Origin of the sequence: Pseudomonas mosselii (assembly GCF_019823065.1) — a bacterium.
Taxonomy (GTDB): Bacteria; Pseudomonadota; Gammaproteobacteria; order Pseudomonadales; family Pseudomonadaceae; genus Aquipseudomonas; species Aquipseudomonas mosselii.
The window spans coordinates 5,742,535-5,766,286 of record NZ_CP081966.1; the positions used below are offsets into that span (position 1 = coordinate 5,742,535).

Annotated in this window: 22 protein-coding genes and 4 tRNA genes; all 26 read right to left on the reverse strand. The window is 58.5% G+C overall.

Translation table 11 applies throughout. The annotated features are described in order from the left end of the window. Positions 1-6: 6 nt before the first annotated feature. Entirely contained in the window at positions 7-282 is a 276-nt protein-coding gene (gene rpsS, locus K5H97_RS26775; protein ID WP_003255482.1) for a 30S ribosomal protein S19, read from the reverse strand. A gap of 16 nt (positions 283-298) precedes the next feature. Beyond that, positions 299-1,123 (reverse strand): 50S ribosomal protein L2, encoded by an 825-nt coding sequence (gene rplB / locus K5H97_RS26780; RefSeq protein ID WP_027915105.1) that lies wholly within the window; start codon positions 1,121-1,123, stop codon positions 299-301. Positions 1,124-1,137: 14 nt separating this feature from the next. Next, positions 1,138-1,437: a 50S ribosomal protein L23 gene (gene rplW / locus K5H97_RS26785; RefSeq protein ID WP_003255484.1), complete on the reverse strand. Its 300-nt coding sequence runs from the start codon at positions 1,435-1,437 to the stop codon at positions 1,138-1,140. After that, a complete protein-coding gene (gene rplD, locus K5H97_RS26790) occupies positions 1,434-2,036 on the reverse strand; it encodes a 50S ribosomal protein L4 (RefSeq protein WP_008089819.1) in 603 nt (200 codons plus the stop codon). The genes rplW and rplD overlap by 4 nt, the downstream gene beginning before the upstream one ends. A gap of 12 nt (positions 2,037-2,048) precedes the next feature. Then, entirely contained in the window at positions 2,049-2,684 is a 636-nt protein-coding gene (gene rplC / locus K5H97_RS26795; protein ID WP_011531887.1) for a 50S ribosomal protein L3, read from the reverse strand. 80 nt (positions 2,685-2,764) lie between these two features. Continuing rightward, positions 2,765-3,076 (reverse strand): 30S ribosomal protein S10, encoded by a 312-nt coding sequence (rpsJ, locus tag K5H97_RS26800; protein WP_003103876.1) that lies wholly within the window; start codon positions 3,074-3,076, stop codon positions 2,765-2,767. 141 nt (positions 3,077-3,217) lie between these two features. After that, a complete protein-coding gene (gene tuf / locus K5H97_RS26805) occupies positions 3,218-4,411 on the reverse strand; it encodes an elongation factor Tu (RefSeq protein ID WP_182323863.1) in 1,194 nt (397 codons plus the stop codon). A 27-nt stretch (positions 4,412-4,438) separates the two neighbouring features. Beyond that, complete coding sequence (gene fusA / locus K5H97_RS26810) at positions 4,439-6,586, reverse strand: elongation factor G (RefSeq protein ID WP_028692257.1); 2,148 nt, start codon at positions 6,584-6,586, stop codon at positions 4,439-4,441. A gap of 30 nt (positions 6,587-6,616) precedes the next feature. After that, complete coding sequence (gene rpsG / locus K5H97_RS26815) at positions 6,617-7,087, reverse strand: 30S ribosomal protein S7 (protein WP_003246741.1); 471 nt, start codon at positions 7,085-7,087, stop codon at positions 6,617-6,619. A 106-nt stretch (positions 7,088-7,193) separates the two neighbouring features. Then, entirely contained in the window at positions 7,194-7,565 is a 372-nt protein-coding gene (gene rpsL / locus K5H97_RS26820) for a 30S ribosomal protein S12 (protein ID WP_003255492.1), read from the reverse strand. A gap of 211 nt (positions 7,566-7,776) precedes the next feature. Next, positions 7,777-11,976 (reverse strand): DNA-directed RNA polymerase subunit beta', encoded by a 4,200-nt coding sequence (gene rpoC / locus K5H97_RS26825; protein WP_028692258.1) that lies wholly within the window; start codon positions 11,974-11,976, stop codon positions 7,777-7,779. Positions 11,977-12,039: 63 nt separating this feature from the next. Next, positions 12,040-16,113 (reverse strand): DNA-directed RNA polymerase subunit beta, encoded by a 4,074-nt coding sequence (gene rpoB, locus K5H97_RS26830; RefSeq protein ID WP_028692259.1) that lies wholly within the window; start codon positions 16,111-16,113, stop codon positions 12,040-12,042. 219 nt (positions 16,114-16,332) lie between these two features. Further along, positions 16,333-16,701 (reverse strand): 50S ribosomal protein L7/L12, encoded by a 369-nt coding sequence (gene rplL, locus K5H97_RS26835; RefSeq protein WP_011531883.1) that lies wholly within the window; start codon positions 16,699-16,701, stop codon positions 16,333-16,335. A gap of 78 nt (positions 16,702-16,779) precedes the next feature. Beyond that, positions 16,780-17,280 (reverse strand): 50S ribosomal protein L10, encoded by a 501-nt coding sequence (gene rplJ, locus K5H97_RS26840; RefSeq protein ID WP_003257082.1) that lies wholly within the window; start codon positions 17,278-17,280, stop codon positions 16,780-16,782. 198 nt (positions 17,281-17,478) lie between these two features. Continuing rightward, positions 17,479-18,174 (reverse strand): 50S ribosomal protein L1, encoded by a 696-nt coding sequence (rplA, locus tag K5H97_RS26845; protein WP_028692260.1) that lies wholly within the window; start codon positions 18,172-18,174, stop codon positions 17,479-17,481. After that, positions 18,174-18,605 carry a 50S ribosomal protein L11 gene (gene rplK, locus K5H97_RS26850; RefSeq protein WP_028692261.1) on the reverse strand — a complete coding sequence of 144 codons (432 nt, stop codon included), beginning with the start codon at positions 18,603-18,605 and terminating at the stop codon, positions 18,174-18,176. The genes rplA and rplK overlap by 1 nt, the downstream gene beginning before the upstream one ends. Before the next feature lie 119 nt (positions 18,606-18,724). Further along, the gene (nusG, locus tag K5H97_RS26855) at positions 18,725-19,258 is read right to left on the reverse strand and encodes a transcription termination/antitermination protein NusG (protein ID WP_011531880.1); all 534 of its coding nucleotides are present in this window, start codon (positions 19,256-19,258) and stop codon (positions 18,725-18,727) included. A 9-nt stretch (positions 19,259-19,267) separates the two neighbouring features. Beyond that, positions 19,268-19,636, reverse strand: coding sequence for a preprotein translocase subunit SecE (secE, locus tag K5H97_RS26860; RefSeq protein ID WP_011531879.1), 369 nt, complete (start codon positions 19,634-19,636; stop codon positions 19,268-19,270). A gap of 43 nt (positions 19,637-19,679) precedes the next feature. Next, positions 19,680-19,755, reverse strand: a tRNA-Trp gene (locus K5H97_RS26865). A 54-nt stretch (positions 19,756-19,809) separates the two neighbouring features. Next, positions 19,810-21,003 carry an elongation factor Tu gene (gene tuf / locus K5H97_RS26870; protein WP_182323863.1) on the reverse strand — a complete coding sequence of 398 codons (1,194 nt, stop codon included), beginning with the start codon at positions 21,001-21,003 and terminating at the stop codon, positions 19,810-19,812. Between the two features lie 79 nt (positions 21,004-21,082). Further along, positions 21,083-21,158: transfer RNA gene (locus K5H97_RS26875), tRNA-Thr, on the reverse strand. Positions 21,159-21,186: 28 nt separating this feature from the next. After that, positions 21,187-21,260: transfer RNA gene (locus K5H97_RS26880), tRNA-Gly, on the reverse strand. 24 nt (positions 21,261-21,284) lie between these two features. Continuing rightward, positions 21,285-21,368, reverse strand: a tRNA-Tyr gene (locus K5H97_RS26885). A gap of 152 nt (positions 21,369-21,520) precedes the next feature. Beyond that, positions 21,521-21,946 carry a hypothetical protein gene (locus K5H97_RS26890; RefSeq protein ID WP_028692319.1) on the reverse strand — a complete coding sequence of 142 codons (426 nt, stop codon included), beginning with the start codon at positions 21,944-21,946 and terminating at the stop codon, positions 21,521-21,523. A gap of 2 nt (positions 21,947-21,948) precedes the next feature. Beyond that, positions 21,949-22,704 (reverse strand): pantothenate kinase, encoded by a 756-nt coding sequence (locus K5H97_RS26895; RefSeq protein ID WP_028692320.1) that lies wholly within the window; start codon positions 22,702-22,704, stop codon positions 21,949-21,951. Further along, on the reverse strand, positions 22,694-23,653 hold the full coding sequence (birA, locus tag K5H97_RS26900) for a bifunctional biotin--[acetyl-CoA-carboxylase] ligase/biotin operon repressor BirA (RefSeq protein WP_028692321.1): 960 nt from the start codon (positions 23,651-23,653) through the stop codon (positions 22,694-22,696). The genes K5H97_RS26895 and birA overlap by 11 nt, the downstream gene beginning before the upstream one ends. Between the last annotated feature and the right edge of the window lie 99 nt (positions 23,654-23,752).

The following is a 23,752-nucleotide window of genomic DNA, read 5'->3' on the forward strand; positions in this document are numbered from 1 at the left end:
TACCCCTTAACGCTTGGCTTTCTTGTCAGCCACGTGCCCGCGGTAGGTGCGGGTACCGGCGAACTCGCCCAGTTTGTGGCCGACCATGTCTTCGTTCACGAGAACTGGGACGTGTTGGCGACCGTTGTGTACCGCGATGGTCAGACCGACCATTTGTGGCAGGATCATCGAACGGCGCGACCAGGTTTTAACTGGCTTGCGATCGTTCTTCTCCACCGCCACTTCGACCTTCTTCAACAGGTGAAGATCGATAAAAGGACCTTTTTTCAGAGAACGTGGCACTGTCGTATCCCTCTAGTTACTTGCGACGACGGACGATCATGTTGTCGGTACGCTTATTACCACGGGTTTTAGCACCCTTGGTTGGGAAGCCCCATGGCGATACCGGATGACGACCACCGGAGGTACGACCTTCACCACCACCATGCGGGTGGTCAACCGGGTTCATGGCAACACCACGAACGGTTGGGCGAACGCCGCGCCAGCGTTTGGCACCAGCTTTACCCAGCGAACGCAGGCTGTGCTCGGAGTTCGAGACTTCGCCCAGGGTCGCACGGCACTCAGCCAGGACTTTACGCATTTCACCAGAGCGCAGACGCAGGGTCACGTAGACACCTTCACGAGCGATCAGCTGAGCCGAAGCACCAGCGGAACGAGCGATCTGAGCACCTTTACCCGGCTTCAGTTCGATGCCGTGAATGGTGCTACCTACTGGGATGTTGCGCAGTTGCAGGGAGTTACCGGCCTTGATTGGGGCCAGGGCACCTGCGATCAGCTGGTCGCCAGCGCTCACGCCTTTAGGGGCGATGATGTAGCGACGCTCGCCGTCTGCGTAGCACAGCAGGGCGATGTGAGCAGTACGGTTCGGGTCGTATTCGATACGCTCGACAGTGGCTGGGATGCCATCTTTGTCGTTGCGACGGAAGTCAACCAGACGGTAATGCTGCTTATGACCACCACCAACGTGACGAGTGGTGATGCGGCCATTATTGTTACGACCACCAGACTTCGATTTCTTCTCGAGCAGCGGTGCGTGAGGAGCGCCTTTGTGCAGCTCCTTGTTGACCACCTTGACCACGAAACGGCGGCCAGGGGAAGTCGGTTTGCATTTAACGATTGCCATGATGCACCCCTTCCTTACTCAGCACTGCTGCTGAAATCGAGATCTTGGCCTGGCTGAAGGGAGACGATCGCCTTCTTCCAGTCATTACGCTTGCCCAGACCACGTGCGGTACGCTTGGTTTTACCCAGAACGTTGACAGTCGACACGTTTTCAACTTTTACGTTGAACAGGCCTTCGACAGCTTTCTTGATTTCCAGCTTGGTTGCATCGGTAGCAACCTTGAATACGAACTGGCCTTTTTTCTCAGCCAGAACGGTAGCCTTCTCGGAAACGTGCGGGCCAAGGAGGACTTTGAATACGCGTTCCTGGTTCATCCCAGCAGCTCCTCGAATTTCTTCACGGCCGAGACAGTGATCAACACTTTCTCGTATGCGATCAGACTGACCGGGTCGGAACCTTGAACGTCACGTACGTCGACGTGCGGCAGGTTGCGAGCAGCCAGGTACAGGTTCTGATCAACAGCGTCGGAAACGATCAGAACGTCGTTCAGACCCATGCCGTTCAGCTTGTTCAGCAGATCCTTGGTTTTCGGCGCTTCAACAGCGAAGTCCTGAACCACGACCAGACGGTCGCTACGCACCAGCTCAGCGAGGATGGAGCGCAGGGCTGCGCGGTACATCTTCTTGTTGAGCTTCTGCGAGTGATCTTGAGGACGAGCTGCGAAGGTTACACCACCGCCACGCCAGATCGGACCACGGGTAGTACCGGCACGAGCACGGCCAGTACCTTTCTGACGCCATGGGCGCTTACCGCCACCGGCCACGTCAGAACGGGTCTTCTGCTGCTTGGTGCCCTGACGGCCGCCGGCCATGTAGGCCACGACTGCTTGGTGTACCAGCGTCTCGTTGAATTCGCCACCGAAGGTCAGTTCGGAAACTTCGATCGCCTGAGCGTCATTTACATTAAGTTGCATGTCAGTTTCCCCTTAACCGCGAGCCTTGACAGCCGGACGCACGACCACGTCGCCGCCAGTAGCGCCTGGGACGGCACCCTTGATCAGCAGCAGGTTGCGTTCAGCGTCTACGCGTACTACTTCCAGGGACTGAACAGTCACGCGCTCGGCGCCCATGTGACCGGACATTTTCTTGCCCTTGAATACACGACCAGGAGTCTGGCACTGGCCGATGGAGCCAGGGACACGGTGCGATACGGAGTTACCGTGGGTGTTGTCCTGACCACGGAAGTTCCAACGCTTGATGGTACCGGCGAAGCCTTTACCTTTGGACTGACCGGTTACGTCTACCAGCTGGCCTGCAGTGAAGAGTTCAGCTTTGATCAGATCGCCAGCCTGGAAATCGCCTTCTTCAAGACGGAACTCCCAGACACCGCGACCAGCGGCAACGTTAGCCTTGGCGAAGTGGCCTGCCTGAGCGGCAGTCACACGCGAAGCACGACGCTCGCCGACAGTGACTTGCACTGCACGGTAGCCATCGGTTTCTTCAGTTTTGAACTGGGTGACGCGATTCGGCTCGATCTCGATGACCGTGACCGGAATGGAGACACCTTCTTCGGTGAAAATACGGGTCATGCCCGCTTTTCGACCGACTACACCAATAGTCATGTTGTAAACCTCATGAGTGTACGGGGCTTTCACCCGCTATGGCCGCCCATTTCAGAGCGTTACACGACCAGACCGAAGTCTTAGCCGAGGCTGATCTGCACTTCCACGCCTGCCGCGAGATCAAGCTTCATCAGCGCATCAACGGTTTTATCCGTTGGCTGGACGATGTCCAGAACGCGCTTATGAGTGCGAATCTCGTACTGATCACGCGCGTCTTTGTTGACGTGCGGGGAGATCAGAACGGTGAAACGCTCTTTGCGGGTTGGCAGTGGAATTGGACCACGCACTTGTGCACCAGTACGTTTCGCGGTTTCCACGATTTCCTGGGTGGATTGGTCGATCAGGCGATGGTCGAAAGCCTTCAACCTGATACGGATTTGCTGATTTTGCATTGGATTTCAGACTCCAGGCTGTTCCCATCGGGCGCACTACGCCCGTTAAAAGGAGGCGTGATTCTATAGACGCCCCAAATTAGTGTCAACCCAATAAAAAAAACCCCCGCTGAGCGGGGGTTTTTTCAACCGATCGAGTGATTACTCGATGATTTTGGCCACGACGCCGGCGCCGACGGTACGACCGCCTTCACGGATGGCGAAGCGCAGACCGTCTTCCATTGCGATGGTCTTGATCAGGGTGACAGTCATCTGGATGTTGTCACCTGGCATTACCATCTCAACGCCTTCCGGCAGTTCGCAGTTACCGGTCACGTCAGTGGTACGGAAGTAGAACTGAGGACGGTAGCCTTTGAAGAACGGAGTGTGACGGCCGCCTTCTTCCTTCGACAGGACGTAGACTTCTGCGGTGAACTTGGTGTGCGGCTTGACCGAACCTGGCTTGACCAGAACCTGGCCACGCTCAACGTCGTCACGCTTGGTACCACGCAGCAGAACGCCGCAGTTCTCGCCAGCACGACCTTCGTCCAGCAGCTTGCGGAACATCTCAACACCGGTGCAGGTGGTGGTGGTGGTGTCACGCAGACCAACGATTTCCAGCGGATCTTGAACGCGGACGATACCACGCTCGATACGGCCGGTAACAACGGTACCACGACCCGAGATCGAGAATACGTCTTCGATCGGCATCAGGAACGGCTGGTCGATGGCACGAACTGGCTCAGGGATGTAGGCATCCAGAGTTTCAACCAGCTTCTTGACAGCGCTGGTACCCATTTCGTTGTCGTCTTTGCCTTCCAGCGCCATACGAGCCGAACCGATGATGATCGGGGTGTCGTCGCCTGGGAAGTCGTAGGTGGACAGCAGGTCGCGAACTTCCATCTCGACCAGTTCCAGCAGCTCAGCGTCGTCTACCAGGTCAGCCTTGTTCAGGAAGACCACGATGTACGGAACACCAACCTGACGGGACAGCAGGATGTGCTCACGGGTTTGTGGCATCGGACCATCGGCGGCCGAGCAAACCAGGATCGCGCCGTCCATCTGGGCAGCACCGGTGATCATGTTCTTCACGTAGTCAGCGTGACCTGGGCAGTCAACGTGAGCGTAGTGACGAATGTTCGAGTTGTACTCGACGTGAGCGGTGTTGATGGTGATACCGCGCGCTTTTTCTTCCGGAGCCGAGTCGATCTTGTCGAACTCAACAACGGCCGAACCGAAAACTTCGGAGCAGACGCGGGTCAGCGCTGCGGTCAGAGTGGTCTTACCGTGGTCAACGTGGCCAATGGTGCCGACGTTAACGTGGGGAAGGGAACGATCAAATTTTTCTTTAGCCACGACAGTGAACCTCTTGCCTAAAGGGGATTAGCCTTGTTTTTTAACGAGTGCTTCGACGATGTTCGACGGAGCTTCGGCGTATTTGGAGAATTCCATGGAGTAGCTTGCGCGACCCTGAGACATGGAACGAACGTCGGTTGCGTAACCGAACATCTCTCCGAGCGGTACCTCAGCAGTGATTACCTTGCCGGACACCGAGTCTTCATTACCCTGGATCATCCCGCGACGACGGCTCAGGTCACCCATCACGTCACCCAGGTAGTCTTCCGGGGTTACAACTTCGACCTTCATGATCGGCTCAAGGACCACGCCACCGCCCTTCTGGGCCAGTTGCTTGGTCGCCATCGAAGCGGCGATCTTGAACGCCATTTCGTTGGAGTCGACATCGTGGTACGAACCGTCGAATACGGTAGCCTTCAGGCCGAGCAGCGGATAGCCGGCAACAACGCCGTTTTTCATCTGCTCTTCGATACCCTTCTGGATCGGGGCGATGAATTCCTTAGGAATCACACCACCAACGACTTCGCTGGTGAACACCAGACCTTCGGTGATGTTGCCCTTCTCGTCGACGTCCGGCTCCGAGAAACGGATCCAGCAGTGACCGAACTGACCACGACCACCCGACTGACGAACGAACTTGCCTTCGATCTCGACGTTGGACTTGGTGATCTTCTCGCGGTAGGAAACCTGCGGCTTGCCGACGTTGCACTCGACGTTGAACTCGCGCTTCATGCGGTCAACGAGGATGTCCAGGTGCAGCTCACCCATACCGGAGATGATGGTCTGGCCGGTTTCTTCGTCGGTCTTGACGCGGAACGACGGGTCTTCCTGAGCCAGCTTGCCCAGTGCGATACCCATCTTCTCCTGGTCAGCCTTGGTTTTCGGCTCTACGGAGAGCGAAATTACCGGCTCAGGGAAGTCCATACGCTCGAGGATGATCGGCTTGTCGGCGTTGCACAGGGTGTCACCGGTGGTGACGTCCTTCATGCCGATCAGAGCAGCGATGTCGCCAGCGCGTACTTCTTTGATCTCTTCACGCTGGTTGGCGTGCATCTGAACCATACGACCAACGCGCTCTTTCTTGCCCTTGACCGAGTTGATGACGGAGTCACCGGAGGTCAGGAAGCCCGAGTAGACGCGAACGAAGGTCAGAGTACCCACGAACGGGTCGGTGGCAATCTTGAACGCCAGGGCCGAGAACGGCTCGTTGTCGTCAGCAGGACGCTCATCGTACTGCTCTGGAGTGACTTCATCCTTCGGCACGTCGATCAGGTCAGGGTGGATACCCTTGATCGCCGGGATTTCGGTCGGAGCGGGCAGGAAGTCGATAACGGCGTCGAGAACCAGGGGAACGCCCTTGTTCTTGAACGAGGAACCGCAGACAGCAGGAACGATCTCGCTCGCCAGGGTACGGGCGCGCAGACCAGCCTTGATGTCTTCGACGGACAGGTCACCTTCTTCAAGGTACTTGTTCATCAGCTCTTCGTTGGCCTCGGCAGCAGCCTCGACCATGTTGTTGCGCCATTCGTTGGCCAGGTCCACCAGCTCGGCAGGAATCTCTTCCTCACGGTAGGTAGTACCTTTGTCGTCGTCGTTCCAGTAGATGGCTTTCATCTTGATCAGGTCAACCTGACCCTGGAAGTCGTCTTCTGCACCGATAGCCAGCTGGACCGGGACCGGGGTGTGACCCAGGCGGTTCTTGATCTGGCCGACAACGCGCAGGAAGTTGGCACCAGCACGGTCCATCTTGTTCACGTAGACAACACGTGGAACGCCGTACTTGTTGGCTTGACGCCATACGGTTTCGGACTGTGGCTCAACGCCGGAGGTACCGCAGAACACAACGACCGCGCCGTCGAGCACACGCAGCGAACGCTCTACTTCAATGGTGAAGTCAACGTGGCCGGGGGTATCGATGACGTTTACGCGGTAGTTGTCGTACTGACCACGGGAACCTTTCCAGAAGGTGGTAACGGCAGCGGAGGTAATGGTGATACCGCGCTCCTGCTCCTGCACCATCCAGTCGGTGGTCGCGGCGCCGTCATGCACCTCGCCCATCTTGTGGCTCAGACCTGTGTAGAACAGGATCCGCTCGGTAGTGGTAGTCTTGCCCGCGTCAACGTGCGCGCAGATACCGATGTTACGGTAGCGGTTAATTGCTGTAGTACGAGCCATAAAGCCCTCGCAAAATGATTGATGCTTGAATTAGAAGCGGTAGTGCGAGAACGCTTTGTTGGCTTCAGCCATACGGTGAACGTCTTCACGCTTCTTGACTGCAGCACCCTTGCCTTCAGCAGCATCCAGCAGCTCGCCAGCCAGGCGCAGAGCCATCGACTTCTCGCCGCGCTTGCGGGCGTAGTCTACGAGCCAGCGCATTGCCAGAGCGTTACGACGGGACGGACGAACTTCAACCGGAACCTGGTAAGTGGCACCGCCGACACGGCGGGACTTTACTTCGACCAGCGGAGCGATGGCGTCGAGAGCTTTCTCGAAGATTTCCAGGGGGTCGCTGTTCTTGCGTGCTTTGACGGTATCCAGGGCACCGTAAACGATGCGCTCGGCTACGGCCTTCTTGCCGCTTTCCATCACGTGGTTCATGAACTTGGCGAGGATCTGGGATCCGTACTTCGGATCGTCCAGGATCTCACGTTTTGCTGCTACACGACGTCTTGGCATGATAAGCCCTCAAACGGTCTTCAGGTTAGCCCGGGACGTGGGTCTTCGACCCCTGCCCGACCTTACTCTTATCGACTCAAAAAAATGGATGTCTGCAAACGACCGATTACTTCGGACGCTTGGTACCGTACTTCGAACGACCCTGGTTACGGCCTTTGACGCCCGAAGTATCCAGAGAGCCGCGAACGGTGTGGTAACGAACACCTGGCAAGTCTTTTACACGGCCGCCACGGATCAGGACGACGCTGTGCTCTTGCAGGTTGTGGCCTTCACCGCCGATGTACGAGGAAACCTCGAAACCGTTGGTCAGACGCACACGGCATACTTTACGCAGTGCCGAGTTAGGTTTTTTCGGCGTGGTGGTGTACACACGGGTGCACACGCCACGACGCTGCGGGCAGTTCTGCAGCGCAGGAACGTCGGACTTCTCGACCGAACGCTTACGCGGCTGACGTACCAGCTGGTTGATAGTTGCCATCTACTAGCTCCACTGATTGTCTTGCGACTCTATTGTCTTGCAAGAAAGCCAAAAATTGGCGAGACGGAGCCTCACCAAATTTAAGGGTACAAAAGTCTAAAGAGGATCTTGCACCCAGTCAAGACGAGGCCCCGGCCCTCCTCGCCCGATCATCGGCAACAATTCATGTCGCCGATGATCGCTAGAGGCTTGCCGGGGCCCTGCCCTGCACTTAGTTACCGCTGGAGTTCAGCGCTTCGGTCAGTGCGGCTTCCACCTCACTGGCGCTCACACGCAGCGGCTTGTCGGCATCACGGCGACGCTTGCGCTCGCTGTGGTAGGCCAGACCAGTACCGGCCGGGATCAGGCGACCCACGACCACGTTCTCTTTCAGGCCGCGCAGGTAGTCGCGCTTGCCGGTTACCGCCGCTTCGGTCAGTACGCGGGTGGTTTCCTGGAAGGAAGCCGCCGAGATGAACGATTCGGTGGACAGCGAGGCCTTGGTGATACCCAGCAGCACACGGGTGAACTTGGAGATGAACTTATCTTCGCTGGCGAGACGCTCGTTCTCTACCAGTACCTGAGTCAGTTCCATCTGGTCGCCCTTGATGAAGCTGGAATCGCCCGACTCGGAGATCTCGACCTTGCGCAGCATCTGACGCAGGATGGTCTCGATGTGCTTGTCGTTGATCTTCACGCCTTGCAGACGGTAAACGTCCTGGATCTCGTTGACGATGTACTTCGCCAGCGCGCTCACACCCAGCAGACGCAGGATGTCGTGCGGATCGCTCGGGCCGTCGGAGATGACTTCGCCGCGGTTTACCTGTTCGCCTTCGAAGACGTTCAGGTGGCGCCACTTCGGAATCAGCTCTTCGTACGGATCGCTACCGTCGGTCGGAGTGATGACCAGACGACGCTTGCCCTTGGTCTCTTTACCGAACGCGATGGTGCCGCTGACTTCAGCCAGGATCGAGGCTTCTTTCGGACGACGCGCTTCGAACAGGTCGGCAACGCGTGGCAGACCACCGGTGATGTCACGGGTCTTCGACGTTTCTTGCGGGATACGCGCGATAACGTCACCGACGCCGATCTGGGCACCGTCAGCCACGCCGACAAGGGCGTTGGCCGGCAGGAAGTACTGGGCAGGCACGTCGGTGCCTGGCAGGTACAGGTCCTTGCCGTTGGCGTCGACCATCTTGATCGCCGGACGGATTTCCTTGCCGGCGGCAGGGCGATCCTTGACGTCCATCACTTCAATGTTGGTCAGGCCGGTCAGTTCGTCGGTCTGGCGCTTGATGGTGATGTTTTCTTCCATGCCCACGAAGGTCACGGTACCTTTGAGCTCGGTAACGATCGGGTGGGTGTGCGGGTCCCACTTGGCGACGATGGCGCCAGCTTCGACCTTCTCACCTTCCTTGACCGAAATCACCGCACCGTAAGGCAGCTTGTAACGCTCACGCTCACGACCGAATTCATCGGCAATGGCCAGCTCGCCGGAACGCGATACGGCAACCAGGTTGCCGTCGGCACGCTCGACCTGCTTCAGGTTGTGCAGACGCACCATACCGCCGTTCTTCACCTGGACGCTGTCGGCAGCCGAGGTACGGCTTGCAGCACCACCGATGTGGAACGTACGCATGGTCAGCTGGGTACCCGGCTCACCGATCGACTGTGCAGCGATAACGCCGACAGCTTCACCGATGTTCACCTGGTGACCGCGAGCCAGGTCGCGACCGTAGCACTTGGCGCAGATGCCGTAGCGGGTTTCGCAGTTGATCGGCGAACGCACGACCACTTCATCGATGCTGTTCAGCTCGATGAACTCGACCCACTGCTCATCCACCAGGGTACCGGCCGGAACGATGACGTCCTCGGTGCCTGGCTTGAACACGTCACGGGCGATGACACGACCCAGTACACGCTCACCCAGCGGCTCGACAACGTCACCGCCCTCGATGTGCGGGGTCATCAGCAGGCCCTGGTCGGTGCCGCAGTCGATCTCGGTAACCACCAGATCCTGCGCCACGTCTACCAGACGACGAGTCAGGTAACCGGAGTTAGCAGTCTTCAGTGCGGTATCCGCCAGACCCTTACGAGCACCGTGGGTCGAGATGAAGTACTGCAGTACGCTCAGACCTTCACGGAAGTTCGCGGTGATCGGCGTCTCGATGATCGAGCCGTCCGGCTTGGCCATCAGGCCACGCATACCGGCCAGCTGACGAATCTGGGCAGCGGAACCACGCGCACCGGAGTCGGCCATCATGTACATCGAGTTGAAGGACTCTTGCTCGACTTCCTTGCCCTCGCGGTCGACGACCTTCTCTTTCGAGAGGTTGGCCATCATCGCCTTGGACACTTCGTCGTTCGCCTTGGACCACAAGTCGATGACCTTGTTGTACTTCTCGCCCTGGGTAACCAGGCCGGAGGCGTACTGGCTCTCGATTTCCTTCACTTCGTCGGTGGCGGTACCGATGATGCGGGCTTTCTCGTCCGGGATCACGAAGTCGTTGACACCGATCGAAACGCCGGAAATGGTCGAATAAGCAAAACCGGTGTACATCAGCTGGTCGGCGAAGATCACGGTCTCTTTCAGACCAACCACGCGGTAGCACTGGTTGATCAGCTTGGAGATCGCCTTTTTCTTCATCGACTGGTTGACCACGTCGAACGGCAGGCCGGCAGGCACAACCTGGAACAGCAGCGCACGGCCGACAGTGGTGTCGACAATACGGGTGTTCTTGACGATGGAGCCGTCACGCTCTTTCACGGTCTCGTTGATACGGACCTTGATTTTCGCGTGCAGGGCGGCTTCGCCGGCGCGGAATACGCGGTCGACTTCCTGCAGGTCGGCGAACACGCGACCTTCACCCTTGGCATTGATGGCTTCACGGGTCATGTAGTACAGACCCAGTACAACGTCCTGCGACGGAACGATGATTGGCTCACCGTTGGCTGGCGACAGGATGTTGTTGGTCGACATCATCAGCGCGCGCGCTTCGAGCTGGGCTTCCAGGGTCAGCGGCACGTGAACGGCCATCTGGTCACCGTCGAAGTCGGCGTTGTACGCGGCGCAGACCAGCGGGTGCAGCTGAATAGCCTTGCCTTCGATCAGAACCGGTTCAAAGGCCTGGATACCCAGACGGTGCAGGGTCGGTGCACGGTTGAGCAGTACGGGGTGTTCGCGAATCACTTCGGCAAGGACGTCCCACACCTCTGGCAGCTCGCGCTCGACCATCTTCTTGGCGGCCTTGATGGTGGTCGCCAGACCACGCATTTCCAGCTTGCCGAAAATGAACGGCTTGAACAGCTCGAGGGCCATCTTCTTCGGCAGACCGCACTGATGCAGACGCAGGGTCGGACCAACGGTAATTACCGAACGGCCGGAGTAGTCCACGCGCTTACCGAGCAGGTTCTGACGGAAGCGACCTTGCTTACCTTTGATCATGTCGGCCAGGGACTTCAGCGGACGCTTGTTCGAGCCGGTGATGGCGCGACCGCGACGGCCGTTGTCCAGCAGGGCGTCGACCGCTTCCTGCAGCATGCGCTTCTCGTTGCGCACGATGATGTCCGGCGCCGACAGATCAAGCAGGCGCTTCAGACGGTTGTTACGGTTGATCACCCGACGATACAGGTCGTTCAGGTCGGAGGTCGCGAAGCGGCCGCCATCCAGCGGTACCAGCGGACGCAGGTCCGGCGGCAGTACTGGCAGGACGGTCAGGACCATCCACTCAGGCAGGTTGCCCGAGCCCTGGAAAGCTTCCATCAGCTTCAGGCGCTTGGACAGCTTCTTGATCTTGGTTTCCGAGTTGGTCTGCGGAATCTCTTCGCGCAGGCGGCCGATCTCGTGCTCCAGGTCGATAGCGTGCAGCAGCTCGCGGACAGCCTCGGCACCCATGCGGGCGTCGAAGTCGTCACCGAACTCTTCCAGCGCTTCGAAGTACTGTTCGTCGTTGAGCAGCTGCCCCTTCTCGAGGGTGGTCATGCCCGGGTCGATAACGACATAGCTCTCGAAATAGAGCACGCGCTCGATATCACGCAAGGTCATGTCCATCAGCAGGCCGATACGGGACGGCAGCGACTTCAGGAACCAGATGTGGGCAACCGGCGAAGCCAGTTCGATGTGCGCCATGCGCTCACGACGAACCTTGGCCAGGGCGACTTCAACGCCGCACTTCTCGCAGATCACGCCACGGTGCTTCAGGCGCTTGTACTTACCGCACAGGCACTCGTAGTCCTTGACTGGGCCAAAGATCTTGGCGCAGAACAGGCCGTCACGCTCAGGCTTGAACGTACGGTAGTTGATGGTTTCCGGCTTCTTAACTTCACCGAACGACCACGAACGGATCATTTCAGGCGACGCCAGACCGATGCGGATGGCGTCGAACTCTTCGACTTGACCCTGGTTTTTCAGCAAATTCAGTAGGTCTTTCAAGGCCTTTCCTCCTGGCGGAGCAGGGAGCGGGCATTACCTGCCCACTCCCCTTCGCGTCACGTGTTATTCGGTTTCCAGATCGATATCGATACCGAGCGAACGGATCTCTTTGATCAACACGTTGAAGGACTCGGGCATGCCCGGCTCCATACGGTGATCGCCATCCACGATGTTCTTGTACATCTTGGTACGGCCGTTCACGTCGTCCGACTTCACTGTGAGCATTTCTTGCAGGGTGTATGCCGCGCCGTATGCTTCCAGCGCCCACACTTCCATCTCCCCGAAACGCTGACCACCGAACTGCGCCTTACCACCCAGCGGCTGCTGGGTAACCAGGCTGTAGGAACCAGTGGAACGCGCGTGCATCTTGTCGTCCACCAAGTGGTTCAGCTTGAGCATGTACATGTAACCCACGGTCACAGGACGCTCGAACTTATTGCCGGTACGGCCATCGAACAGCACCATCTGGCCGCTTTCCGGCAGGTCTGCCAGTTTCAGCATGGCCTTGATCTCACGCTCCTTGGCACCGTCGAAGACCGGAGTAGCCATAGGCACGCCTTTCTTCAGGTTGTTCGCCAGGGCGAGGATCTCTTCGTCGGTGAACTCTTCCAGGTTCTCCTGACGCCCACCGATTTCGTTGTAGATCTCGGTGAGGAAGGTACGCAGTTCAGCGGCTTTACGCTGCTCTTCGATCATGCGGTCGATCTTCTCGCCCAGGCCCTTGGCCGCGAGGCCCAGGTGGGTTTCGAGAATCTGACCGACGTTCATACGCGAAGGTACGCCCAGCGGGTTCAGTACGACGTCGACCGGAGTACCGTTGGCGTCGTGCGGCATGTCTTCGACCGGCATGATTACCGAGACGACACCCTTGTTACCGTGACGACCGGCCATCTTGTCACCCGGCTGGATGCGACGGCGGATTGCCAGGTAGACCTTGACGATCTTCAGTACGCCTGGAGCCAGGTCATCGCCCTGCTGCAGCTTGCGCTTCTTGTCTTCGAACTTGTCGTCCAGCAGGCGACGGCGATCGACGATGTACTGCTGGGCCTTTTCCAGCTGCTCGTTCAGTGCATCTTCGGCCATGCGCAGTTTGAACCACTGGCCGTGCTCCAGACCGTTCAGGACGTCATCGGTGATCACGGTGCCTTTCTTCAGGCCCGCGCCACCGTCGACCACCTGGCCGTTCAGGGCAGAACGCAGACGCTCGAAGGTCGCGCCTTCGACGATGCGGAACTCTTCGTTGAGGTCCTTGCGGATCTCGTCCAGCTGCATCTTCTCGATGGCCAGGGCGCGGCTGTCGCGCTCGACGCCATCACGGGTGAAGACCTGGACGTCGATGACGGTGCCCTTGGTGCCGGTCGGCACGCGCAGGGAGGTGTCTTTGACGTCGCTGGCCTTCTCACCGAAGATTGCGCGCAGCAGTTTTTCTTCCGGCGTCAGCTGGGTTTCGCCTTTTGGCGTTACCTTGCCGACCAGGATATCGCCAGCGCCGACTTCGGCACCCACGTAGACGATACCGGCTTCGTCCAGCTTGTTCAGCGCAGCCTCACCCACGTTCGGGATGTCCGCGGTGATTTCCTCTGGGCCAAGCTTGGTGTCACGCGCCACACAGGTCAGTTCCTGGATGTGGATCGTGGTGAAGCGGTCTTCCTGGACCACACGCTCGGACAGGCAGATGGAGTCTTCGAAGTTGAAGCCGTTCCACGCCATGAACGCGATGCGCATGTTCTGACCCAGTGCCAGTTCACCCATGTCGGTGGACGGGCCGTCGGCCATGATGTCGCCACGCTGAACCTTGTCACCCTTGCTCACCAGCGGACGCTGGTTGATGCAGGTGTTCTGGTTCGAACGGGTGTACTTGGTCAGGTTGTAGATATCCACACCTGCTTCGCCGGTTTCCACTTCGTCGTCGGCAACGCGGACAACGATACGGCTGGCGTCGACCGAGTCGATCACACCACCGCGGCGAGCAACCACGCAAACACCGGAGTCACGGGCGACGTTGCGCTCCATGCCGGTACCTACCAGCGGCTTGTCGGCACGCAGGGTCGGTACAGCCTGACGCTGCATGTTCGAACCCATCAACGCACGGTTGGCGTCGTCGTGCTCGAGGAACGGAATCAGCGACGCTGCGACCGAGACTACCTGCTTCGGCGAAACGTCCATCAGGGTGACGTCTTCCGGCGCCTTGACGGTGAATTCGTTCAGGTGACGAACGGCTACCAGCTCATCGACCAGCTGCTTCTTCTCGTTCATCGCGGCCGAAGCCTGGGCGATGACGTGATCGGCTTCTTCGATGGCCGACAGGAACACGATGTCGTCGCTGACAACGCCTTCCTTCACCACGCGGTACGGGCTTTCCAGGAAGCCGTACTGGTTGGTGCGGGCATAGGCCGCCAGGGAGTTGATCAGACCGATGTTCGGACCTTCAGGGGTCTCGATCGGGCACACGCGGCCGTAGTGGGTCGGGTGTACGTCACGGACTTCGAAGCCGGCGCGCTCACGGGTCAGACCACCTGGGCCGAGTGCGGAGACGCGGCGCTTGTGGGTGATCTCGGAGAGCGGGTTGTTCTGGTCCATGAACTGCGAGAGCTGGCTCGAACCGAAGAACTCCTTCACCGCCGCCGCTACCGGCTTGGCGTTGATCAGGTCCTGCGGCATCAGGCCTTCGCTTTCAGCCATCGACAGGCGCTCTTTGACCGCACGCTCTACGCGCACCAGGCCAACGCGGAACTGGTTCTCGGCCATCTCGCCGACACAACGGACGCGACGGTTACCGAGGTGGTCGATGTCGTCGACGATGCCCTTGCCGTTACGGATATCGACCAGGGTCTTGAGGACCTCGACGATGTCTTCCTTGCTCAGCACGCCCGAACCTTCGATCTCGGTGCGACCGATACGACGGTTGAACTTCATGCGACCAACGGCCGACAGGTCGTAACGCTCGGCGCTGAAGAACAGGTTGTTGAACAGGGTCTCGGCGGCATCCTTGGTTGGCGGCTCGCCTGGACGCATCATGCGGTAGATCTCGACCAGCGCTTCCAGTTGGTTGCTGGTGGTGTCGATCTTCAGGGTATCCGAGATGAACGGACCGCAGTCGATGTCGTTGGTGTACAGGGTCTCGACGCGGACAACCTGGGCCTTGGCGATCTTCACCAGCAGGTCGGTGGTCAGCTCGGTGTTGCACTCGGCGATGATCTCGCCGGTGGCAGGGTGCACGATCGCCTTGGCGGTGGTGCGACCCAGCACGTACTCCAGCGGTACGTCCAGCTCTTTCACGCCAGCCTTTTCCAGCTGGTTGATGTGGCGCGCGGTGATACGGCGGCCTTGCTCGACGATGACCTTGCCGCTGCCGTCATGGATGTCCATGACCGCAACTTCACCACGCAGACGCTGAGGCACCAGTTCCAGGCTCAGTTTTTCGCCGGACAGGTGGAACACGTTGGTGGTGTAGAAGGTGTTGAGTACTTCTTCGGTGCTGTAGCCCAGCGCGCGCAGCAGTACCGAGGCCGGCAGTTTGCGGCGACGGTCGATACGCACGAACACGCAGTCCTTCGGGTCGAACTCGAAGTCCAGCCAGGAACCGCGGTAAGGGATGATGCGCGCGGAGTACAGCAGCTTGCCCGAGCTGTGGGTCTTGCCACGGTCGTGGTCGAAGAACACACCCGGCGAGCGGTGCAGCTGAGATACGATCACACGCTCGGTACCGTTGATTACGAAGGTACCGTTCTCAGTCATCAGGGGGATTTCACCCATGTAGACTTCTTGCTCTTTGATGTCCTTGATCGCTTTGTTCGACGATTCCTTGTCGAAGATGATCAGGCGCACCTTCACCCGCAGCGGGACCGCGAAGGTCACACCACGCAGGACACATTCCTTCACATCGAACGCCGGCTCGCCCAGGCGATAGCCGACGTACTCCAGGGCAGCATTGCCGGAGTAGCTGATGATCGGGAATACCGATTTGAAGGCCGCATGCAGGCCGACGTCGCGGAACTGATCCTTGGATGCTCCCGCCTGCAGGAATTCGCGATACGAATCCAGCTGGATGGCCAGGAGGTAAGGCACATCCATGACGTCCGGCAACTTGCTAAAGTCCTTGCGGATACGTTTTTTCTCAGTGTATGAGTAAGCCATCAGCATTCCCCAGCTTGGTCACCTGCTTGTTTGGCATCTCCCGGCGGGAGCAGCCGAAAATCGTGCAAACCTCTTGGTTTGCGCCACCCTCATGGGTGTCTTGCAGCTCGTTATCGGGGCCGACCTGATCGGCCACCAATAACGGAAAAAGGCCGGTGGCATAAGCCACCAGCCATCAGCCCTTCGCTTAACGCTCGGACTGGAGTCGCAAAGTCGAAATTACTTCAGCTCGACTTTAGCGCCAGCTTCTTCCAGCTTCTTCTTCGCGTCTTCAGCGGCTTCTTTCGAAACGCCTTCAGCGATGACCTGAGGAGCGCCGTCGACTTTCTCTTTGGCTTCTTTCAGGCCCAGACCGGTCAGTTCACGAACTGCCTTGATCACGTTGACCTTCTTGTCGCCAGCTTCGGTCAGAACGACGTTGAACTCGGTCTGCTCTTCAGCAGCGGCAGCAGCAACAGCTGGGCCAGCGGCAACAGCGGCAGCAGCGGTAACGCCGAAGGTTTCTTCCATCGCTTTGATCAGCTCAACAATTTCCAGAACGGTTTTCTGGCCGATTGCTTCGATGATTTGCTCGTTAGTCAGAGACATGACTTAAATCCTGTATTGGGGTGACAGCCTACGCAGCCATCAAATTAAACGTATGATTTTGAAAGTGTTGCGCGTGCCTTAGGCAGCAGCAGCTTCTTTCTGGTCGCGCAGAGCTGCCAGGGTACGAGCCAGCTTGCTGGTTGCACCTTGGATTACGCTCATCAGCTGTGCGATAGCCTCGTCGCGAGTTGGCAGGGTTGCCAGCACGTCGATCTGGTTAGCGGCAAGGAACTTGCCGTCAAACGCAGCTGCCTTGATCTCGAACTTGTCCTGACCCTTGGCGAACTCTTTGAACAGGCGGGCAGCAGCGCCCGGGTGTTCGTTGGAGAAAGCAATCAGGGTCGGGCCTTTGAACGCGTCGTTGAGGATCGAGAATTCGGTGCCTTCAACAGCGCGCTTGAGCAGGGTGTTACGTACGACACGTACGTAAACGCCAGCTTCGCGGGCCTCTTTACGGAGTCCGGTCATTGCGCCTACAGTCACACCACGGGCATCAGCCACGACAGCGGACAGAGCGACTTTGGCAGCCTCGTTGACTTCAGCGACGATGGCCTTCTTGTCTTCGAGTTTAATTGCCACGGGTTTACTCCTGGTTTCTACCGTTTCATCTGGCCGAAGCCGGATGTCGTTTTGGTGTCTGATTCGCGAACGAATCGGGAGCACCATCTGCGTAGGCTTGAGGTTTAAGGCTTGCGCCGCCTACGGTCTTGGATAGCCCCCGCCAGGCAGGGACCCCAATTTAGTAGCCGGTGCGACCAAGATCGCACCGACCGAGCATTACACGTTCAGCGAGCTCTGATCGATGATCAGACCTGGGCCCATGGTGGTGCTCAGGGTAACGCGCTTGACGTAGATACCTTTCGAGGAAGCCGGCTTGATACGCTTCAGATCAGCGATCAGGGCTTCAACGTTTTCCTTCAGCTTGCCGGCTTCGAAGCCGATCTTGCCAACGGAGGTATGGATGATACCGTTCTTGTCGGTACGGTAGCGAACCTGACCAGCCTTGGCGTTTTTCACGGCAGTGGCTACGTCTGGGGTCACGGTACCGACTTTCGGGTTAGGCATCAGGCCGCGAGGACCCAGAACCTGACCCAGCTGACCTACAACGCGCATTGCATCAGGCGATGCGATGACGACGTCATAGTTCAGGTCGCCGCCTTTCATTTCGGCAGCCAGGTCGTCCATACCTACGCGGTCAGCGCCGGCAGCCAGAGCGGCCTCAGCAGCTGGGCCCTGGGTGAAGACGGCAACACGTACGGTCTTGCCAGTGCCGTGTGGCAGCACGGTAGCGCTACGAACGACCTGGTCGGATTTACGTGGGTCAACACCGAGGTTGACGGCGATGTCGTACGACTCGACGAACTTGGCAGCCGGCAGCGAAGCCAGCAGGGTTGCGGCTTCTTCGAAGTTGTAGGCCTTGCCTGCTTCGATTTTCTCGGCGATAGCCTTTTGGCGCTTGGTCAGCTTAGCCATTACACACCCTCCACGTTCAGGCCCATGCTACGGGCGGAGCCGGCGATGGTGCGTACAGCAGCGTCCATGTCAGCGGCGGTCAGATCGGCCTGCTTGGCCTTGGCGATCTCTTCCAGCTGAGCACGGGTGACGGTACCGACCTTGACGGTGTTCGGGCGAGCCGAACCGCTGGTCAGGCCAGCAGCTTTCTTCAGCAGAACCGAGGCAGGGGTGCTCTTGGTCTCGAAGGTGAAGCTACGGTCACTGTAGACAGTGATGATCACTGGAGTCGGCAGACCTGGCTCTTGACCCTGGGTACGGGCGTTGAAGGCCTTGCAGAATTCCATGATGTTCACACCGTGTTGACCCAGTGCTGGACCAACGGGTGGGCTTGGGTTGGCCTGGCCGGCCTTTACTTGCAGCTTGATGTAAGCCTGAATCTTCTTAGCCATGAGCTACTCCAAATTCGGGTACGAACGCCTGATGGCTCCCCGTTTGACTTGCGTTTTATCCCAGTGACGACAAAACCCCGCAGCACATAGGGCTGCGGGGTATGGGATGCTGCGTTCTGCTAGACCTTTTCGACCTGGCTGAACTCGAGCTCCACCGGGGTGGAGCGACCGAAAATGAGCACTGCAACCTGCAGACGGCTCTTTTCGTAGTTAACCTCTTCGACACTGCCATTGAAGTCGGCGAACGGACCATCAATGACGCGAACCACTTCACCCGGCTCGAACAGCGTCTTCGGCTTCGGCTTGTCACTCCCGTCGGCAACGCGACGCAGGATGGCCTCTGCCTCTTTATCGGTGATCGGCGCAGGCTTGTCTGCGGTACCACCAATGAAACCCATGACCCGAGGGGTATCCTTGACAAGGTGCCAAGTCCCTTCGTTCATTTCCATCTGGACCAGTACATAGCCAGGGAAGAACTTACGCTCGCTCTTGCGCTTCTGGCCGTTGCGCATTTCGACGACTTCTTCGGTCGGGACCAGGATCTCGCCGAATTCGTCTTCCATGCCAGCCAGCTTGACGCGCTCGATCAGGGAGCGCATTACATGCTTCTCGTAACCCGAGTAAGCATGCACAACATACCAACGCTTAGCCACGAGACACCCTTAGCCAACGATCAAGGAGACCAACCAGCCGAGCAGGGAATCTAGACCCCACAACAGCAGCGCCATGACCAGAACTACAGCCACGACAATCAGCGTGGTCTGAGTGGTTTCTTGGCGGGTCGGCCACACGACTTTACGGATCTCGGTACGAGCTTCCTTCGCCAGCGCAAAGAACGACTTACCTTTGGCGGTCTGCAGGGCAACGAAGCCAGCGACAGCAGCCAGGGCAAGCAGGACAAGCACGCGATACAGGATCGGCGAAGCGGAGTAATACTGATTACCCACGACACCGACGACTACCAATGCGACAACAGCGAGCCACTTGAACAGATCAAAACGCGATTCTTGGGCTTCAGTTTTGGGAGTCATCGAGGAGGATCCTGTGAGAAGAAAGCCATCACACCGAGGTGAATGGCAGGTCAGGAGGGAATCGAACCCCCAACCTACGGTTTTGGAGACCGTCGCTCTGCCAATTGAGCTACTGACCTATAACGCTGTATCAGGCCGGCCATTATACCGGCCTGATCAAGTAAATCAACTACTTATTCAATAATTTTCGCTACGACGCCGGCGCCGACGGTACGACCGCCTTCACGGATGGCGAAGCGCAGACCGTCTTCCATTGCGATGGTCTTGATCAGGGTGACAGTCATCTGGATGTTGTCACCTGGCATTACCATCTCAACGCCTTCCGGCAGTTCGCAGTTACCGGTCACGTCAGTGGTACGGAAGTAGAACTGAGGACGGTAGCCTTTGAAGAACGGAGTGTGACGGCCGCCTTCTTCCTTCGACAGGACGTAGACTTCTGCGGTGAACTTGGTGTGCGGCTTGACCGAACCTGGCTTGACCAGAACCTGGCCACGCTCAACGTCGTCACGCTTGGTACCACGCAGCAGAACGCCGCAGTTCTCGCCAGCACGACCTTCGTCCAGCAGCTTGCGGAACATCTCAACACCGGTGCAGGTGGTGGTGGTGGTGTCACGCAGACCAACGATTTCCAGCGGATCTTGAACGCGGACGATACCACGCTCGATACGGCCGGTAACAACGGTACCACGACCCGAGATCGAGAATACGTCTTCGATCGGCATCAGGAACGGCTGGTCGATGGCACGAACTGGCTCAGGGATGTAGGCATCCAGAGTTTCAACCAGCTTCTTGACAGCGCTGGTACCCATTTCGTTGTCGTCTTTGCCTTCCAGCGCCATACGAGCCGAACCGATGATGATCGGGGTGTCGTCGCCTGGGAAGTCGTAGGTGGACAGCAGGTCGCGAACCTCCATCTCGACCAGTTCCAGCAGCTCAGCGTCGTCTACCAGGTCAGCCTTGTTCAGGAAGACCACGATGTACGGAACGCCAACCTGACGGGACAGCAGGATGTGCTCACGGGTTTGTGGCATCGGACCATCGGCGGCCGAGCAAACCAGGATCGCGCCGTCCATCTGGGCAGCACCGGTGATCATGTTCTTCACGTAGTCAGCGTGACCTGGGCAGTCAACGTGAGCGTAGTGACGAATGTTCGAGTTGTACTCGACGTGAGCGGTGTTGATGGTGATACCGCGCGCTTTTTCTTCCGGAGCCGAGTCGATCTTGTCGAACTCAACGACGGCCGAACCGAAAACTTCGGAGCAGACGCGAGTCAGCGCTGCAGTCAGAGTAGTCTTACCGTGGTCAACGTGGCCGATAGTGCCGACGTTAACGTGAGGCAGCGAACGATCAAACTTTTCCTTAGCCATCGATACAGTCCTCCGCAGAAGAAATTGTCATACAGCCTATAAAACAAAGGCAGATATTTTCATATCTGCCTTGTTTATATGGAGCTCTTGAGCGGATTTGAACCGCTGACCTCACCCTTACCAAGGGTGTGCTCTACCAACTGAGCTACAAGAGCGAAACACTTTGTGCAACAACAGCAAACTTGGAGCGGGTAGCGGGAATCGAACCCGCATCATCAGCTTGGAAGGCTGAGGTTCTACCACTAAACTATACCCGCGGAGCTTGCAGCTCTCGCTAAAACTGGTGGAGGGAGAAGGATTCGAACCTTCGAAGCTCTCGCAACGGATTTACAGTCCGTCCCCTTTGACCGCTCGGGAATCCCTCCAGATGTGGCCGGCATTCTATTTGTCTGCCGCCCTAGTGTCAAGCGTTTTTTCAAATTTTTTCAATCAAATCTGAAACTTAGCTGCTTTGACACCGCTTCGGGCTCTACCACCTCAGTGGTGTTCCCTGTGAAGCGGGCGCCATTCTATCAAGCTATTCAGCAGTTGCAATACCCTCGCACAAAATAATTTTGTGTTTTAAGTCTTTGAAATCCTTGGAAAGAGTCGAGAGCACCGCAGGGTCCAGCAAACGCTCGCTTTCAGGGGCTATCTTGAGCCAGAAGCCCTCGGCGCCCGGCAACTGCCCAACCACCGGCAGGGCGACGATATCCAGGCTGACCAGGCGCTGACGCAGGGCATCGAGCTGCTCGCGAACCGCCAGACCACCCACTACCAAGCATTCGTCGCGCCGCCTGGCAGGTGCCGCGGCCCCGGTCTCGCGCAACAGGCGTATTTCCTGCTGGGAGCCTTTGTACAACGACAACGGGGCGACTTCCTTGACCTTAAGCGGAGCTTCCTGCTGGTGCCACACGTAATAAACGACGTTGAGCACTACCAACAGCAGAAACAACCAGCGCATAGTCACCTCGACTCAATTGGGCAGGCCATGGCCAGGCCGACAAAGACCAGATCCGGCACGATCCGCGCCTGAGGTGCGGCGTCTTGCACCAACGGCGCATCACCCCCGGTCAGGAAGACCGTGAAATCCTCATCCCACAGCGCCCTCGCCTGCTCGATCTGGGTACGGGCAAAGCCCTGGAGCATCAACACGCAACCACGCTCGACCGCTTCGACGGTGGAGCGCCCCGGTGCCAGGCTGCCCAGGGCACGCTCGGCCGAGGCATCGTCATAGCGGATTCGCCGGGTGTGGGTGCGCAACTGGCTACGCATCAACGGCATGCCCGGACAGATATACCCACCAAGGTGCTCACCGTCGGCCGCGACATAGTCGGCCTTGGCCGCAGTACCGAAATCGATGACCAGGCAGGCGCGACCCGCCAGGTGATAGGCGCCCAACGCGCCGAGCCAGCGATCCATCCCCAGGCGCTGGTAGTCCTCGTAGCCATTGCGAACGCCGGCCATTTCCTTCACCGGCTGGGCCACACTCACTTCGACCCCGAACGAAGCCAGGATCAACGCACACAGCGCCGAAGTCTCTTCTTCACTGCGTACGCTGACCATCCGGCAGCCGATCAGGCGCAGGGATGAAAGCGCCGCGACAGCCGCCACCAGCGCCTGGTCGGAGTCGACGATACCGCCACCATTGATGGTGGCGTCAGCCGCATGGATGACGCGCCACTTGATAAAACTGTTTCCGCAATCGAGCTCAAGAATCATCACGCAACCTCAAACTGAGCTCGCCACCGCTGAAGCTCTTTTCCACACCATCCACCTCGAGACGCAAGCCGCCCTGCCCATCCACGCCCAACGCCACCCCATCGATGCGAGTGGTGCCGGCGACCAGCGAAACTTTCCGCCCCTGCCACAGGTGCGCCTGCTCCCATTCTTCCTGGAACGCGGCGAAACCATAGCGGCGATGACGGGCCAGCTCATGCTGCAGTTGCTGACTTAGCTCCGCCACCAAGCGGTTGCGATCCACCAACTGTCCGGTCTCGCCGCGCATGGAGGTCCAGGGTTGGTCGATCCGCTCCCCGCCCTGCATGTTCACGTTGATACCGATACCCAGCACCACATGGCAGACGTCTGCCGGATCGCCGACCAGCTCCAGGAGGATGCCGGTGATCTTGCGCCCGCTAGCCAGGACATCATTGGGCCATTTCAGCCCGACATCCTTCAGGCCGAACGTCTTCAGCGTGCGCATGACCGCCAGGCCAACCACCAGGCTCAATCCCTCGAGCTGGCGCATGCCGCCATCGATACGCAGCACCAGGCTGTAATAGAGGTTTTCAGCGAACGGACTGACCCATTGGCGGCCACGACGTCCGCGCCCAGCGCTCTGGCGTTCGGCCAGCACCAGGAAGGGCGCCGCCTGCCCTTGGGCGGCAAGCCTCAGGCCCTCGGCATTGGTGGAGTCAATGGTGTCATGAATGAAAGCCGGCCACGGCTCGCCCTCCGAAAACCCGGCGATCGCCTGAGATTCAAGCAGGTTCAGTGGCGCTGCCAACTGATAGCCACGGCCGCGGACCTTGTGAATGGTCAGGTTCAGTTCGCTCTCAAGGTGCTGCAGCTGCTTCCAGACGGCGCTGCGGCTTACCCCGAGGGCGGCCCCCAGGGCTTCTCCGGAATGGAACCGGCCATCCTTGAGGAGATTCAACAACTTCAGCATGCCAGTCTCGACTTGGAATAAGGCTGGCATGATAGCCACGCCCCGAGGGCTTGCATAGGAAAAGGGCTACCGCCAGCCCCACAGCCGACGCGATCCCTG